Annotated in this window: 12 protein-coding genes; 9 read left to right on the top strand and 3 right to left on the bottom strand. The window is 71.0% G+C overall.

Annotated elements, in window-relative coordinates:
• Positions 1–6 precede the first annotated feature (6 nt).
• Genes ABZ848_RS12675 through ABZ848_RS12695 form a run of 5 tightly spaced genes read left to right on the top strand, consistent with a single transcriptional unit; the run spans position 7 to position 5,239 of the window.
• Positions 7–1,068: a phytanoyl-CoA dioxygenase family protein gene (locus tag ABZ848_RS12675; RefSeq protein WP_360829694.1), complete on the top strand. Its 1,062-nt coding sequence runs from the start codon at positions 7–9 to the stop codon at positions 1,066–1,068.
• Positions 1,050–2,369 (top strand): DUF6271 family protein, encoded by a 1,320-nt coding sequence (locus tag ABZ848_RS12680; RefSeq protein ID WP_360829697.1) that lies wholly within the window; start codon positions 1,050–1,052, stop codon positions 2,367–2,369. Before ABZ848_RS12675 ends, ABZ848_RS12680 begins: the two co-directional genes overlap by 19 nt.
• Positions 2,370–2,380: 11 nt before the next feature.
• Positions 2,381–3,556: a type III PLP-dependent enzyme gene (locus ABZ848_RS12685; protein WP_360829851.1), complete on the top strand. Its 1,176-nt coding sequence runs from the start codon at positions 2,381–2,383 to the stop codon at positions 3,554–3,556.
• Complete coding sequence (locus ABZ848_RS12690) at positions 3,553–4,083, top strand: GNAT family N-acetyltransferase (protein ID WP_360829701.1); 531 nt, start codon at positions 3,553–3,555, stop codon at positions 4,081–4,083. The genes ABZ848_RS12685 and ABZ848_RS12690 overlap by 4 nt, the downstream gene beginning before the upstream one ends.
• Positions 4,061–5,239: an MFS transporter gene (locus ABZ848_RS12695; protein ID WP_360829704.1), complete on the top strand. Its 1,179-nt coding sequence runs from the start codon at positions 4,061–4,063 to the stop codon at positions 5,237–5,239. Before ABZ848_RS12690 ends, ABZ848_RS12695 begins: the two co-directional genes overlap by 23 nt.
• A 6-nt stretch (positions 5,240–5,245) precedes the next feature.
• On the opposite strand, the gene ABZ848_RS12700 is transcribed toward ABZ848_RS12695, so the two are convergent.
• A complete protein-coding gene (locus tag ABZ848_RS12700; RefSeq protein ID WP_360829707.1) occupies positions 5,246–6,493 on the bottom strand; it encodes a WD40 repeat domain-containing protein in 1,248 nt (415 codons plus the stop codon).
• A 124-nt stretch (positions 6,494–6,617) separates the two neighbouring features.
• On the opposite strand from ABZ848_RS12700, the gene ABZ848_RS12705 reads away from it, so the two are divergent.
• Positions 6,618–7,880 carry an MFS transporter gene (locus ABZ848_RS12705; protein WP_360829710.1) on the top strand — a complete coding sequence of 421 codons (1,263 nt, stop codon included), beginning with the start codon at positions 6,618–6,620 and terminating at the stop codon, positions 7,878–7,880.
• Positions 7,881–7,929: 49 nt separating this feature from the next.
• Here the strand turns inward: ABZ848_RS12705 and ABZ848_RS12710 are convergent, their stop codons facing one another.
• Both ABZ848_RS12710 and ABZ848_RS12715 read right to left on the bottom strand, forming a co-directional pair.
• A complete protein-coding gene (locus tag ABZ848_RS12710) occupies positions 7,930–11,316 on the bottom strand; it encodes a S8 family serine peptidase (RefSeq protein WP_360829713.1) in 3,387 nt (1,128 codons plus the stop codon).
• Positions 11,317–11,359: 43 nt separating this feature from the next.
• On the bottom strand, positions 11,360–12,139 hold the full coding sequence (locus ABZ848_RS12715) for a DUF3152 domain-containing protein (protein ID WP_360829853.1): 780 nt from the start codon (positions 12,137–12,139) through the stop codon (positions 11,360–11,362).
• A 179-nt stretch (positions 12,140–12,318) separates the two neighbouring features.
• On the opposite strand from ABZ848_RS12715, the gene ABZ848_RS12720 reads away from it, so the two are divergent.
• The 3 genes from ABZ848_RS12720 (at position 12,319) to ABZ848_RS12730 (ending at position 15,046) form a co-directional block, all read left to right on the top strand.
• Complete coding sequence (locus ABZ848_RS12720; protein WP_360829716.1) at positions 12,319–13,011, top strand: response regulator transcription factor; 693 nt, start codon at positions 12,319–12,321, stop codon at positions 13,009–13,011.
• Positions 13,012–13,073: 62 nt separating this feature from the next.
• Positions 13,074–14,498: a HAMP domain-containing sensor histidine kinase gene (locus ABZ848_RS12725; protein WP_360829855.1), complete on the top strand. Its 1,425-nt coding sequence runs from the start codon at positions 13,074–13,076 to the stop codon at positions 14,496–14,498.
• The gene (locus ABZ848_RS12730) at positions 14,495–15,046 is read left to right on the top strand and encodes a hypothetical protein (protein WP_360829719.1); all 552 of its coding nucleotides are present in this window, start codon (positions 14,495–14,497) and stop codon (positions 15,044–15,046) included. The genes ABZ848_RS12725 and ABZ848_RS12730 overlap by 4 nt, the downstream gene beginning before the upstream one ends.

Below are 15,046 nucleotides of genomic sequence, written 5' to 3' on the forward strand. Positions count from 1 at the left end.
CACCGCATGCCCACGCCTGCCCGCTATCTCCATCGAGCCCCGTCGGACATCCCCTACTTCAGTTCGGACGGCGAGACCTATCTCGCCCAGACACCCCTGCGGGACCTGAAGAAGAGCCGCCCGCTCCGCGTCCTGACCGAGGACGACTTCGCCTTCTGGCAGTCGTACGGCTACGTCGTGGTCAAGCAGGCCATCCCCGCCGCCTCGGCCCGTCAACTCCTCGACTTCGCCTGGGAGTTCGAGGGACTCGACCCCGACCGCCCGGAGACCTGGTACGCGGAGCGCGAGTACCGCTCCGACCTGGACCGGGAACTGCACATCTACGGCTTCGTCGAGGCCTACCACCACCAGCTGATCTGGGACAGCCGCCAGAACCGGCGCGTCTACGACGCCTTCGTCGACGTGTGGGACTGCGAAGAGCTGTGGGTGACGCTCGACCGGCTCAACCTGAACCCGCCCAACGTCAGGAACCGTGACCGGGCGCTGATCCCGCGCACCGAGGAGGGGTTCGACATCGAGCTCCACTGGGACGTCGACACCACCCTCGGCGTGCTGCCGCAAAGGGTCCAGGGCATCATCGCCCTCACCGACACCAGGCCCGAACTCGGCGGATTCCAGTGCTGCCCCGAACTGTTCCGGCAGTTCGACCGCTGGAAGGCGCTCCAACCGGACGACCGCGACCCGATCCGCCCCAGGATCGACCGGCACGAATTCCCGGTCGTGCGGCCGGAGTTGGAGGCCGGTGACCTGCTGATCTTCAACGGACTGCTGGCGCACGGGGTGGCGCCCAACACCTCCGAGAGCAGCGTACGGGCGGTCCAGTACCTGTCGATGATGCCGGCCCTGGAGTCCGCCGAGCCCCTCAGGCGTTCGCGGATCGAATCCTGGCGCACGCTCGGCACACCGGACTGGAACCCGACGCTGCTCGGCGACGCCAAGCGCCACGAGTCCCTGCGCTACGGACGTGCAGAACTCGACGAACTCGGCGCCAGGCTGCTGGGTTTGACGTCCTGGAGCGACGACGAGACAGCGCCGGTCGGAGAAGAGTCATGCGCCGAATTTGTCTGACCCTGCCGACCAACAGGCCCTGCACCGCGACGATCTCGGCGATCGGCGAGGAAGCGGCCTACGCCGCCCGGCACTTCGACACCGAGGTCCACCTCCTGATCCTGGACTCCTGCGACCCGCCGGCCCACGCCGAACACGCCGACGCCGTACGGCGGTTACCCCGCGACCCGCGGATCGTCGTACACCATCTCGACGAGACGCAGCAGCGGGACTTCCTGCGGCGGGCGATCGACCGGGCCGCGGCCACCAAGCCGGACCTGCTGCTCGACCTGATGCTCCCGGACCGGCTGTCCTACGGCGCCTGCACCAACCGCGCGTTCCTCATCGCCGCGGCGCTCGGCTGCGAGTCCGTCCACCGCAGGGACTCCGACAGCCGGTACCAGATTGTGAACGGCGAGACCGTCTTCCCCGTCCATCACGAACTGCTCTCGCTCGGCCGGCGCGCGTCCGACGCCGCCGACGATGTCACCGAGAACGCACTCGCCCAGGAACACGCCGGCAAGCGGGTCGCCATGGTCGGCAGCTCCTTCGTCGGTGAACTGTCCGTCGACATCGGCGAGATACTCCGGATCGACCCCGGCGTCTACCACGACATGGTGAGTCTGTGGGCACCCGGCCACTGGTCCGCCGAACAGAAGAGACAGCTCGTCGAGGAGTCCTTCCGGGGCGCGGGCACAGACCCCTTCATCGAGGACCACTCCACACTCACCCTGGTCGACCCCATGCACGTGGACATGTGCAACATCGCCTTCCACGGCGTGCACGAGCGGGTGCCGCTGCCGCCCGCGACCGACACGATCGGCAGCGACTACTTCCTCATCCACCTCGTTCACGACGCCGCGCTGCCGGGCGTGCTGCACAACCGGAACATCGTGAACTTCTACACGGGCGAGCGCAGGACGGACGCCGGGTTCGTCGCGTACCAGCTGCGGTACGTCAAGTTCCTGCTGTCGATGCTCTACTTCAACTTCGTCTATGAGCAAATGGCCGGTGACGACGGGGCGTTGCTCGACGACGAAGGGCAGGTACGCGCCTCGGCCGTCGCCCGGCTCGCGGCGGAGAGCGCGGGGCTCGACACGGGGGAGAACGTCCGTCGGCTGGACGCCCTCGACGCCGCCTACCGACAACTGGGCGGCCGATACGCCGAGTTCGCGGAACTGCTGTGGCCGCGCCGTGAGCGGCTCCTCGACGAAGCTCGCGGCGACATCGAGGACTTCGCGTTGCTGGTGGAGGCGTGGGAGCCGTTGGTGGCCGCGGCCCGGCTCACCGCCGTACCGCCGACTCCTGGACGGCAGCCGTGACGGCGGGTGCGGTGTACGACTCCGCTCGCCTGCTCGCCGCGCTGGCGGACGTCGCCGAGGACCGGATCGTCTTCGACCTCACCGGGATCGAGGAGCGCTACGGCACGCTGCTTCGTGAACTGCCCGGCGTGGACGTCCGGTTCGCGATGAAGGCCTGCCCGGTCGACGAGGTGCTCGCGTGTCTCGCCGGGAAGGGTGCCGGAGTCGACGGGGCGAGTCCGCGCGAGCTGGAGCAGGCGCTCAGCGCGGGGGTGCCGGTCGGCCGGACGCACTACGGCAACACCGTGAAGTCCGACCGGGACATCGCGGACGCCCACCGGCTGGGGGTGAGGGACTTCGCGACCGACAGCCTGGAGGACGTGGCCGCCATCGCCGCCCACGCTCCAGGAGCCCGTGTGTTCTGCAGGCTCGCGACCAGCGGTGAAGGGGCGCTGTGGGGGCTCAGCAACAAGTTCGGCTGTTCGCCCGCGGACGCGGTGCGGATCCTTGAGGCCGCTCGGGAGCGGGGGCTCACACCCTCCGGTCTGTCCGTGCACGTCGGTTCCCAGCAGATGACCGCGGACGCCTGGCGCAGCGCGGTCGAGTGCCTGGCGGACGTGCTGGCGGTGCTGGGCCGGCGCGGGATCGTGCTGGACCACGTCAACCTGGGCGGCGGTCTGCCCGCGCTCGGCTACCTCGACCGGTTCGGCACGCCCCTCGACCCTCCGCTCGACAAGATCTTCGCCGTGATCCGCGAGGGCATGCGGCACTTGAGGAAGGTGCACGGCGAGCACCTGCGGTTCGTGCTGGAGCCGGGGCGGCACCTCGTCGCCGACCACGGGGCCATCCGGACCCACGTGGCGCGGCTGTCCAAGCGGCGCGGACCGGACGGCGAACGGCAGTACTGGCTCTATCTGGCCTGCGGGAAGTTCAACGGCCTGTACGAACTGGACGCGCTGCAGTACCGGCTCGTCTTCCCCACGCACCCCGAGGCCGCGCACGTCCCCGCCGTCGTCGCCGGGCCCACCTGCGACAGCGACGACGCCTACCCGCAGGAGCACGGCCTCGTCCACGTCCCGAAGGACCTGGCCTCGGGCGACCCCGTCTGGATCCTGTCCAGCGGCGCCTACGCGATCAGCTACACGACCCAGGGCTTCAACGGCTTCGACCCGCTCCCGTACGCCTTCACCCGTGAGGAGCAGGCATGAGCGGCGACAGCGTGCACATACGCCCCATCGCCGCCTGCGACTGGGACGCCATCGTCGAGATGGAGTCATACGCCTACGCGGCCCTCGGTCTCTCGGAGGGGCGCGCTGCGCTGCGGTCCAGGGCGGAGGCCTCGCCGGACACCTGTTTCGTCCTGGACGTCGGCGGCGAGCCGGCCGGATACCTGCTGGCGTTGCCGTATCCACCCTTCAAGTACCCGGACCTGGAACGGTCGGAGGCGGCCGGTGCGCGCTCCACGCGCAATCTGCACCTGCACGACCTCGTCGTCACGGAGCGGCTGCGGGGCCGGGGACTCGGGCAGCGCCTCCTCAACCACCTTTCCCCGACCGCCGGTTCACGCGGGTTCGAGCGGATCTCGCTGATCGCCGTCGGCCGCAGCGAGCGGTTCTGGTCGGCGCGTGGTTTCACCGCTTATCCGGGGATCGCCCCGGGCGGTTACGGCGCGAACGCCGTCTACATGTCCAGATCGACGAAGCGAGCCGCTGATGCCCGTGTCCCCACTCCATGACCCCTTCCACCGCGGGCAGTTGGCGATCGCCGCGCTGTTCTGCTCGCTCGGCTTCCAGTACGCCACCTGGGCCTCCCGGATCCCGGCGATCAAGGCGGAGCTCGGGCTGACCGCGGCCGAGGTGGGGGTGCTGCTGATGGCGGCGGGGATCGGCGCGGTGGCGTCGTTCCCGCTGGTGCCGGTGCTGATGAGACGGCTGGGCTCGGCACGGCTGGCGCTGCTGTCGACGCTCTGCCTGACCGTCCTGCTCCTGGCCCTGGCCGTGGCGCCGGACTACCCGCTCGCACTGCTGGTGATGGTGGCCGACGGAGTGTTCGTGGGCTGTCTGAACGTCGCCATGAACGCGCAGGGAACGGCCCTGGAGACACGGTACGAACGCAACACCATGGCCAGACTGCACGCGACCTTCAGCGCCGGCTCCCTGCTCGCGGCGCTCCTGGCGTCCGGCCTGAACGCGGCGACCTCCTCCGTGGCCGCGCACTTCGGCGTGGCGGCCGTACTCCTCGTACTGCTGGCCGCGGTGGCCCGCTCCGGCCTGCTCCAGGAAGACGCACCCGCCGAGGAGGAGTCGAAGGCGAAGAAGACGCGCGGTGCGTGGAGTCTGCCGTCGCGGGTGACGCTCTGGATGTGCTGCGCGATGGCGTTCGGCACGGTGACCGAGGGCGCCATGAACGACTGGTCGGCCCTCTACATGCGTGAAATCGCCAAGGCCTCCGCGGAGTTGGCGCCGATGGGCATCGCCGTGGTGTCGGGCATGATGGTCGTCGCCCGCCTCTTCGCCGACGGCTGGCGCAGCCGTTGGGGGGATGGGCGGGTCGTCCTGTCCGGCAGCGCCCTGGCCGCCGCCGGGCTGGCCTTCGCGCTGGTGAGCGGGGGAGTGGCACCGGCGCTCATCGGGTTCGCCTGCGTCGGCCTCGGCTGCGCGGCCGTGACGCCGTGCGTGTACGTGGCGGCGGCGAAACAGGGTTCACAGGCACTGGCCCTGGTCGCCGCCATGGGCACGACGGGCCTGCTGGCCGGGCCGCCGGTCATCGGGTTCGTGGCGAACGCGAGCAGCCTGGTGTGGGGGCTCGCGGTCGTCGCGGCGGCGGCGGTCGTGGTGTCCGTGTGCAGTACGCGGATCCGGTGGACGCCGGTGAGCGCTGACGTCACGTGACGACGGTCAGTCGCGGATGTTGTTGACGGCGGCCTGGATCCGCAGCCACGTCGGATCCGTCGCCTCGGCCTCGGTCACCGCCGCCAGGTCGGCGGAGTCCCAGGTCCGGGTCCCGTCGGTGAGGACGAGATCCGTCTCCAGGTCGCCGTCCTCGGGCACCTCCGAGGTGGCGGCCAGGAAGGCGGCGACGGTGGCTTTCGACGCGTCGCCGGCCGTGGGCCGGGCCTCGGCGGCGCGCACGGCCAGGAGTACGAGATCGCCCGCGCCGGTCGCGACGACGAGGTCGCCGGTCGGCGTGGCGGCCAGCCCGGTCACCGGGGCGCCGCCCAACATGTCGTGCTCGAAGGCGTGTTGACCTTCGATGTCGACTTCGACGAGGGTCCCGGCGGGTGTCCCGACCCAGAGCGTGCCGGGCAGCGCGCCGAAGGCGATGTTGTGGCGCGACCAGGCCTGCATCTGCTCAAGCCACTCCGGCGGGTACGGATAGCCCGGGCTCGGTTCGCCGAGGGTGGTCGCCAGAATCCGGCGCAGGGAAGGGAATTCGAACACCTCCAGCGAGTTGTCGTAGGCGTTGCCGCGGATCGCGAGATGGCGCCCGTCCGCGCTGAAGACCGGCGTCTCGTACCCGTCGCAGTCCAGGACCAGCGCCCGCCGCAGTACGCGCATTGTGGCCGGAGCCCCGGGATCGACCCGCGCGAAGAGGCCGAGCGTCGCGCCCTGGTCGCTGCAGAGGGTGACCACCAGGCCGCCGGCCGGGTGCTCCGTGACACCCGTGTCCCAACGCGGGCCGCGGGACACCGTGCCGGAGGCCAGGTCGACGACGTCGGAACTCTCCCATGCCCCGCCCTCGTCGCCCGACGACGGCGATGCCCACAGCGTCCGCCCGTCGGGACTGAACGCCACATCGTCGTAGCGGGCGTGCGGCGGCGGGCCCGGCAGCTCCGAGAGCGCGGCAGAGGTCCACCGCGCCACCCCGTCCTCGCTCGCCACCACGAGCAGTGGCTCCTCCGGATGCCAGGTCACGGAAGGCGTCCGGTTCATCCGGTCCCAGCCCAGGGCGTCGCCGTAGACGGCCGACTCGCCGCCGACGGTCCCGAGTTCACGCAGTCGCCCTTCCGCGCAGTCCCAGACGCGCACCGCCGGACGCTCCGCATCCAGGCCGGCGACGAGGGGAAGCCTCGGATGGCACACCAGTCGCTCCACCGGCGCGCCGCCGCTGCTTGCCACCCGGGCCACAGTCTCCACAACAGTCACCCCGGCACAGTAGTGAACCGAGCGACGGCTTTGTTCAATTCTGGTGTGTGCTTTGCCGGTTGTTGCGTTGTTCCGTTTCGGGGGTACTCCTAGCGTGACCTGCGGAGCCGTGGGAAGGGCCGGCATGTTGAAGACTGTGCGGGAGCAAGCAGGTGGTCTGACCAAGGATCAGCGCAACGCATTCGTCGCCGCGTATCTGGGCTGGGCGATGGACGCCTTCGACTACTTCCTCGTCGTCCTCGTCTACAGCGAGATCGCCGACGACTTCCATGTCTCCCTGACCGACATGGCCTTCCTGACCACCGCCACCCTCATGATGCGGCCGGTCGGTGCCCTGATCTTCGGGATGTGGGCGGACCGGAAGGGCCGACGCGTGCCGCTCATGGTCGACGTGATCTTCTATTCGACCGTCGGCTTCGCCTGCGCCTTCGCGCCCAACTACGCCGTCCTGCTGGTGCTGCGACTGCTGTACGGCATCGGCATGGGCGGCGAGTGGGGGCTCGGCGCGGCCCTCGCCATGGAGAAGATCCCGGCACAGCGGCGCGGGTTCTGGTCGGGGCTGCTGCAGAGCGGCTACTCGCTCGGATATCTGCTCGCCGCCGTCGCCTTCTTCGTCATCGAACCCGCCTTCGGCTGGCGCGGGTTGTTCGCCTTCAGCCTCGTGCCCGCCCTGGTCGCCCTGTGGGTGCGGACCCGGGTGGAGGAGAGCGAGGTGTGGGAGAAGAGCGTCGCCGTCAACCGCACGCCCGCGTACCAGGTGTTCAGGAACCCGGCGGTGCTCAAGCGCTTCGTGTACCTCGTGGCGCTGATGACCGCCTTCAACTGGATGTCGCACGGTACCCAGGACGTCTACCCGACCTTCGTGAAGAAGGGCCTGGGCCTCTCGCCGGACACGGCCATCGCCATCGCCGTCGTCTACAACGTCGGCGCCATCATCGGCGGTTCGCTGCTCGGCGCCTACTCGGAGCGGCTGGGCCGGCGGCGCACGATCATGGTCGCGGCGGCCGCGGGCCTGGTGGTCGTCCCCTTCTTCGTGCTGTCCACGACCGTCGGCTGGCTGATGCTCTCCTCCTTCCTGATGCAGCTGTGCGTGCAGGGAGCCTGGGGCGTCATCCCCGCCCACCTGACCGAGATGAGCCCGGACGCGATCCGGGGCTTCTACCCCGGCGTCACCTACCAGCTCGGCAATCTGATCGCCGCCCTCAACCTGCCCATCCAGGAGGCGATCGCCGACCACCACGGCTATCCGGCGGCGATGACCTGGACCGTCGTACCCGCCCTGACCGCGGTGATCGTGCTCAGCGCGGTCGGCAGGGAGGCCAAGGGCATCCGCTTCGGCAGCGCGGGCACGCGGGCGCCGAGCACCGCGGCGGCCGACACCGTGTAGCCCGGGAAGGGGCCGGTCGGCGTGCCGCGGGCTCGGCCCGGACGGGTGCTTACGGGGTGGTGAGATACGCCCTTTCGATCGTCTGGGTCAGCGTGTTGCCGTCACGGTCCGTCAGCTCCGCGCGCAGCGAGACGGAGCCCGCCTTCGCCGGGTGGTGCAGCACCAGGTGGGTGCCGACGGTCTTCGCCGCGTGCCAGGTGGCGCCTTCGTCGTACGACACCTGGAAGGCGAGCTCGGCCGGCCGCTGTCCGGCCGCCGCGCCCTGGATGGTGAAGGGCACCTCGAAGCGCCGGCCGGCCTTGGCCGTGCTCGCGAGGGTCAGCCTGGGGGAGTAGCGGACCACCGACAGCGGCACCGTGGTGAAGCCGTTCTCGGGGGTCTTGGCCGAGTGGAAGGTCCACTCGGCGTGGACGCGGGTGCTGACCCCGTACACGGCCGGGTCGCGGTCGTGGTCCACCGTCAGCTTGTACGCGGTGTCCTCGGCCGGGAGCGTGTACTCGGTGATGTCGTCGGTCAGCGCGATGCCGTAGTCGTCGGCGATCTCCTTGCCGTTCGCCTCCAACTTCACCGTCCCCGGGGCCGTGTTGCTGATGCCCCAGTGCCCGGCGCCGTCGCCGAACAGCGGCAGGAAGGCCCGCAGGGTGTTCCCGGCGCGGCCGATGCCCGGGTATCCGCGCTCGACGCCGATGTCGTCGGGACCGTTCAGGACGGGGCCGAACACCCCCACGCCGAAGCGCTCGCGATAGGTGTGACCGGCCTTCCAGGTCCTCGGCATCCGCATCAGGAAGCCCTCGAAGACCGAGTCCTCGCCCTGGCCGGAGACCTGCCAGTTGCGTACGGACCACTGCACGCCGTTGTCGAGGATGTACTCGGTGCTCCGGTACGGCAGGTCCCCGCGCATGTCCGTGTAGCCGGTCACGAGCCGGCCGTCGGGCAGGTGCGGAGTCACCTCGGCCTGCACGCGCCGGCCCTCGACCGCCTCCCCTGCCTGCAACTGCACCTTGGCCAGCTGCTTCCGCTCGATGTTCGCGGTGAAGCCGTCGAAGTCGTCCTCCCGGTACCAGGCCAGGTGGTAGTCGACCGGCCTGCCGGCCTTGTCCTTGCTCGTCCAGCCGCCGGAGTACATCGAGACCAGCCCGTCCACCGGCTCGTCCGCGCCGAGCCGGCCGAACCGCGAGCCCTCGAACGTGGGCAGCAGGAACTGGAGGGAGGCGTCGCTCTCTCCCTCGCCCCGCCCGTAGCGGATCGCGACCGACGCGTCGTTGTTCACGGCCGCCGGGTCCGGCACGGTGATGTCAACGGGCTTCGCCTGCCGGGCGTCGACGTCGACGGTCATGTCCTTGTCCAGCAGCAGCTTCGGCTGGACCAGCACGGCGTGCTCGGCGGACGTCGTCGACGGGTGGATCACACCGGTGAGGAGGTACTGCGCCTTGGGCAGCCGGACCGTCAGCTCACCGTCCTTCTCGTCGGCGTACTCGGCGTAGAAGTTGCTGTAGAGACCCGCCACGGAGGTGACGGCATCGCCGGTCGCCGCGCCGTTCTCGTCGGTGTGCCGGATCGTCAGGTCGTACGACTCCACCTCGCGGTCCACGCCGACGGTGGACCGCACCTGCACCTTGCCGTCGGCGGAGGCGGCCGTCACCGAGCCGCCGAAGCTGCCGTCGGTGCTGCCGGCGGTGGTGTCCGCGGTGACGTCGGCGCTCGCCTCGCCGCCCGCCGGGACGGTGATCCGCTTCGGGGAGACGGTGAACATGCCCTCGGCGGCGGGCTTTCCGTCCACCCCGTAGGAGTCGACGGACAGGTCGAGGGTGACCGGCTCGGTGCCGAGGTTGCGGTAGGTGAGCTGCTTGGTCACCGCTTTGTCGTCGTCGTGCGGCCACTGCTGGACGCCGAAGTCGAGCGGCCCCTGCTCGGTGACGACGCTCTCGTCCAGCGCCCTGACCAGGTCGACGCGCCCGGTGCCCTGCTGGAAGGAGCTGTACGTGCCCGGCTTCGCGGAGCCGGTCAGCACCGCCTTGAGCCGCTCGCCGCTCCAGTCGGGGTGCTGCTGGGCGAGGATCGCGGCGGCGCCCGCGACATGCGGGGTGGCCATCGAGGTGCCCTCGAGCGTGAGGTACCCGGGGACGTCGGAGGGGTACCAGTCCGCCAGGACGCTGCCCGCGGCGGCCGCGGCCGTGATGTCGACGCCCGGTGCGGTGATGTCCGGCTTCACCCCGCTGTCGCCGACCCGCGGACCGCGGCTGGAGAAGTCGGCGAGCACGTCGGACTTGTCGACCGCGCCGACCGTGAGCGCGGCCGCGGCGCTGCCGGGCGAGCCGACGGTCCGCTCGCCGTCGCCGTCGTTGCCGGCCGCGATGACGAAGAGGGTGCCGGACTCGGCGGACAGGCGGTCGACCGCCTCCTCCATGGGGTCCACGTCGGGGAAGTCCGGGCCGCCGAGGCTGAGGTTGACGACGTCCGCGCCCTGGGCCACCGCCCACTCCATGCCGGCGATGATCCCGGAGTCCGTGCCACCGCCGTCGTCGTCGAGGACCTTGCCGTTGAGGAGCTTCGCGCCCGGGGCGACCCCCTTGTACTTCCCGTCCGACTTCGCCCCGCTGCCGGCCACGGTGGACGCCACGTGCGTGCCGTGGCCGAACTTGTCGGTGGTGGAGCCGGTGCCGCTGAAGTCCTGCGCCGCGATCACCTTGCCCGCGAGGTCCGGGTGGGTGGTGTCGATACCGGTGTCCAGTACGGCGACCTTGGTGCCGGTGCCGTCGTAGCCCGCGGCCCAGGCGGTCGGCGCGCCGATCTGCGGGACGCTCCTGTCCAGCGAGGCCTTCCGCCTGCCGTCCAGCCAGAGCTTCTGCACGCCGGTCGCGGCGGTGAATTGTGCCGTTCCCTTGCCGGAGTCGTGGGTCACGGCCCGCCAGAAGCCAGTGCCGCGCTTCTTCGCGGAGCGCATCGCCCGGCCGTTGACGACGGGCAGCTGCCGGCCCATGCGCGCGCCGGCCGCGGTGAACGGGTCGGTCGAGGGGGCCTTGTTGCCGCGGAAGGTGACGATGAGCGGGAGGTCGGAGCGGCCGGCGTCGTCGTACCCGTCCTTCACCAGCTGGGTGACGTCGAACAGTCGTACATCCAACTTGTCCTGCGCCAGCAGCAGTTGGGCGTCGCCGGGTACGACCCGGGTGTGCCCGGCGACGGTCCGTACCGTGAACGGCATGCCCTCGCGGCCCTTGGCCCGCTGGATCGCGGCGACCTGGCCGGTGCCGTCCAGCAGCACGCGGTCGCCGGTGATCAGCGTGACGGTCTTGACGGCGGCTGCCGTACGGGCGGGGCTGCCGATCTCGACCGACGCGCCGGCGGCGCCGCGGGCCGGCAGTCCGGACAGCGCGAGCGCCAGGGCGGCGACCCCGGCCGCGACGGCCGCACGTCTGTGTCTTGCGCGTAACTCCACTACAGCTCCTGGTGATGGGGAATCAGGGGATCGCAACCCGCCGTCAGGGAGCGGCGGGTCCGGTGATGAGCCGGCCCTCGGTGTCGTAGGGCCAGACATTGGGGACGCAGCCGAGCATGCCCTTGATCTGCTGCATCATCGCGGGGGCCGGTTTCCCCTTGCCGGGGCAGGTGACATGGCCGTGGCCGAGGAAGTGGCCCACCTCGTGGTTGATGATCAGGGCGCGGTAGGAGGGGACGTCCTTGGCGTAGACGGGAGTCGCCAGCACCCACCGCTTGAGGTTGACCATGACGTCGCCGTCGGCACTGCAGTTGTACTCGCCGCCGGTGTCCAGGCCGTGCTGCAGGCAGTTCGTGTCGACGGTGTCCGGTGTGGCGATGCGGATGTGGAGATCGACCGGGCCGCTCGACACGCGCTGGAACGCCGAGTGGCCGTCGGCCGTCCAGCCGCGCGGGTCGGCGAGGATGCGCTCAACCTCCTTGGCGGCCTCGGCCGGCGACACGTCGATGCCGTTTTCCACCTCGACCGTGTACCGGAAGGCTTTTCCCTTGCCCACCACCGCGCTTCCGCCGGGGGCGGTGACGTAGGTGCCCGGACCGTGCTGGGGGATGGTGATGCTGGGCTCTTTCGTCCTGCTCGGCGTCGGCGTCGGCTTGGGCGTCGGCTTCGGCGCCCGCGAGGTCGAGCTCGCCGTCGGCGTGTGTCCGGCGCCGGTGACCGCGTCGGTCACCGTGGGCGAGTGTTTCGCGTCGGCCGGCAGCCAGGCCACCACGCTGAAGCCGACCACCCCGAGCGTGCCCAACGCGGCCAGTCCCACGGCCAGTTGTCTCCCGCCGCTCCGTCGGGCGGCGTGGGTGGATCCCCTCCGGCGGCGGCTCGGTCGCTGTTCCTTGTGCGCTGTCACGGCAGTTCACAGTGAGACCGGAATGTGATCGACCCTGGCCCGGAAGATAACGAGACGATAACGCCCGGTCCTGCTCATGCCATGTGGATACTGTGCCCATGTCACGTGTACTGCTGATCGAAGACGACCGCGCCGTGCGTGAGGGCGTCGACCTCGCCCTGCGCCGTCAGGGGCACGAAGTGGCCGCCACCGCGACCGGCGAGGAGGGCATGGAGCGGCTGCGGTCCTTCCGGCCGGACATCGTGGTCCTCGATCTGATGCTGCCCGGCATGACGGGACTCGACGTGTGCCGAGGGATCCGGGCCGTCGACCAGACGCTGCCGATCATCATGGCCACCGCCCGGGGGGACGAAGTGGACATCGTTGTCGGCCTGGAGGCGGGTGCCGACGACTACGTCGTCAAGCCCGTGCAGGCCAGGGTGCTCGACGCCCGGATCCGCGCCGTCCTGCGCCGGACGGGCGCGGGGGCCGCCGACGCCGTACTGCCGAAGATCGACACCTACGGTGAACTCGCCGTCGACCGGGCCGGTTTCACCGTCACGCTGAAGGGCGAGCCGATCGCGCTCGCCCCGTCCGAGCTGCGGCTCCTGCTCACCCTCTCCGCCTCGCCGGGCCAGGTGTTCAGCCGGCAGCAGCTCCTGGAGGCGGTGTGGGAGCACGACTACCACGGTGACGCCCGCCTGGTGGACGCCTGCGTCAAACGGCTGCGCACCAAGATGTACGAACCGCCCAAGGCGCCCCGGTACATCCACACCGTGCGCGGCTTCGGCTACCGTTTCGCGGCCCCGTGAGGAGACCGAGGCGCATCGGCGCCCTGCGCAAGAGGCGCCTGCGCGGGCTGCGGGCCCGTCTGATGGTGGCCTTCGGGCTGGTGGCCACCGTCGCCGCCGCCACGACCGGCGCGCTGACCTTCCGGGAGGCGCGCACCGGAGTGCTCCAGCAGAGCCAGGACTCCGTCATCCGGCAACTGCGCGTCCAGGCCACCCAGCAGGCCCCCCAACTCGGTTTCCCTCCGGACGAGTCGGCGCTGCGGGGCTACGCGGCCGACATCGCCGACACCGAGGCCTCGGGCGGCTGGCGGGTGCTGGTCACCTACGGGGACCTGAGCGCCACGTCCGCCGCCGGTGACGCCTTCAGGGAGCTGACGCCCGCCGTGCGCTCGGCGGTCGCCTCCAGTTCGGCGACCGTCTTCCAGCGGGTGCGCGCGGACGGCCGTACCTCTCTCGTCGTCGGTATGTCCGTCGCGTTCTCCGACGAGTCCCGGACGCTGTCCGGGGTGCGGGTGTACCTCGTCGTTCCGCAGACCACCGAACAGGCGTACGTCGATGCCCTGGTCACCGCCGTCGAACGGGCCATGATTCCGGCCCTGTTGCTCGCGGTCGTGCTCGCCCTCCTCGCCGCCCGCGGGGTCCTGCGGCCGGTGCGGGCGCTGCGGCAGGCGACACGACGGATCGCGGAGGGGCGCCTCGACACCCGGCTCGCGGTCAACGGGTCCGACGAACTCGCCGATCTCTCCCACACGTTCAACGAGACGGCCGCCGCGCTGGAGGCGTCGGTGGCGGAGCTGCGCGAGATGGAGGCGCGGGCCCGGCGCTTCGCGGCCGACGTCTCGCACGAGCTGCGCACCCCGCTCGCCGCGATGTCGGCGGTGACCGACGTCCTGGACGAGGACGCCGCCCGGCTGGACCCGGACACGGCCACCGCGGTTCGGCTGATCAGCGAGGAGACCGTCAAACTGGCCCGTCTCGTGGACGACTTGATGGAGATCTCCCGCTTCGACGCGGGCGCCGCCGTGCTGCACCTCGACGAGATCGACCTCGCCGAGTCGATCCGGCGCACGCTCGCCTCCCGCGGCTGGACCGACACCGTGGAGACGGACCTGCCGCCGCCCGACGCCGTACGCGGCCGGGTCGACCCGCGCCGCCTGGACGTCGTCGTCGCCAACCTGGTCGGCAACGCCCTGAAGCACGGCGCCCGTCCGGTGCGGGTACGACTCAGTGTCGCGCCCGCCCCGGCACCCCTGGCGGTCATCCAGGTGTGGGACAGCGGTCCCGGCATCCCCGACGACGTACTCCCGTACGTCTTCGAGCGGTTCTACAAGTCGGACTCCGCGCGCACCCGTTCCGAGGGCAGCGGCCTCGGGCTGTCGATCACCGCCGAGAACGTCCGGATGCACGGCGGCACCGTCCGCGCGGCGAACCACTCCGCCGGGGGCGCCGTCTTCACCGTCGAACTCCCGCTGCGGCGAGACGAGTTGCCCGAGGAGCCCCGGTCATGAAGGCCCGACACCGCCTCCCGCTGCTGCTGGCGCCGGCGCTCCTCGCGCTGGCCTCCTGCGACATCCCCGCGACCGGGGTGGTCGAGGCCGGCGGTCCCGCGAGCGGGATGACGCCGGTCGCGACGGTGTATTTCGTCCAGCACGGAGCCCTCGTCGCGGCCCCGCGCATCACGGACCGGCCCGGCGACGCCGAGACGGCGATGGAACTTCTGCTGGAGGGCCCGTCCGCCGGGGAGGCTTCGGTCGGCTACACCAGCGAGATACCCGGCAGGCCGACCAGGGCGCCCCGCACGGCGACCGACAGCGTCGAGCCGTCCGCCGTCCCGGTGGACACGCCCACCGTGAAGGTGAGCGGGCGCCGGATGTCAATCCAACTGCCGTCCGGCATAGGCGAGTTGAGCCGACTCGCGGTCCAGCAGCTCATCTGCACGGCCGCAGCCGTGCAGCGCATCTCCGACCCGTCCGCCACCCCGGCCGCGGCCTACGTGACCGACGACCAGGGGCGGCGGATCGAGGGGTCCGCCAAGGACTGCCCGCCCGTCCGGTAG

The sequence above is a fragment of the Streptomyces sp. NPDC047081 genome (genome assembly GCF_040643775.1).
Lineage (GTDB): Bacteria > Actinomycetota > Actinomycetes > Streptomycetales > Streptomycetaceae > Streptomyces.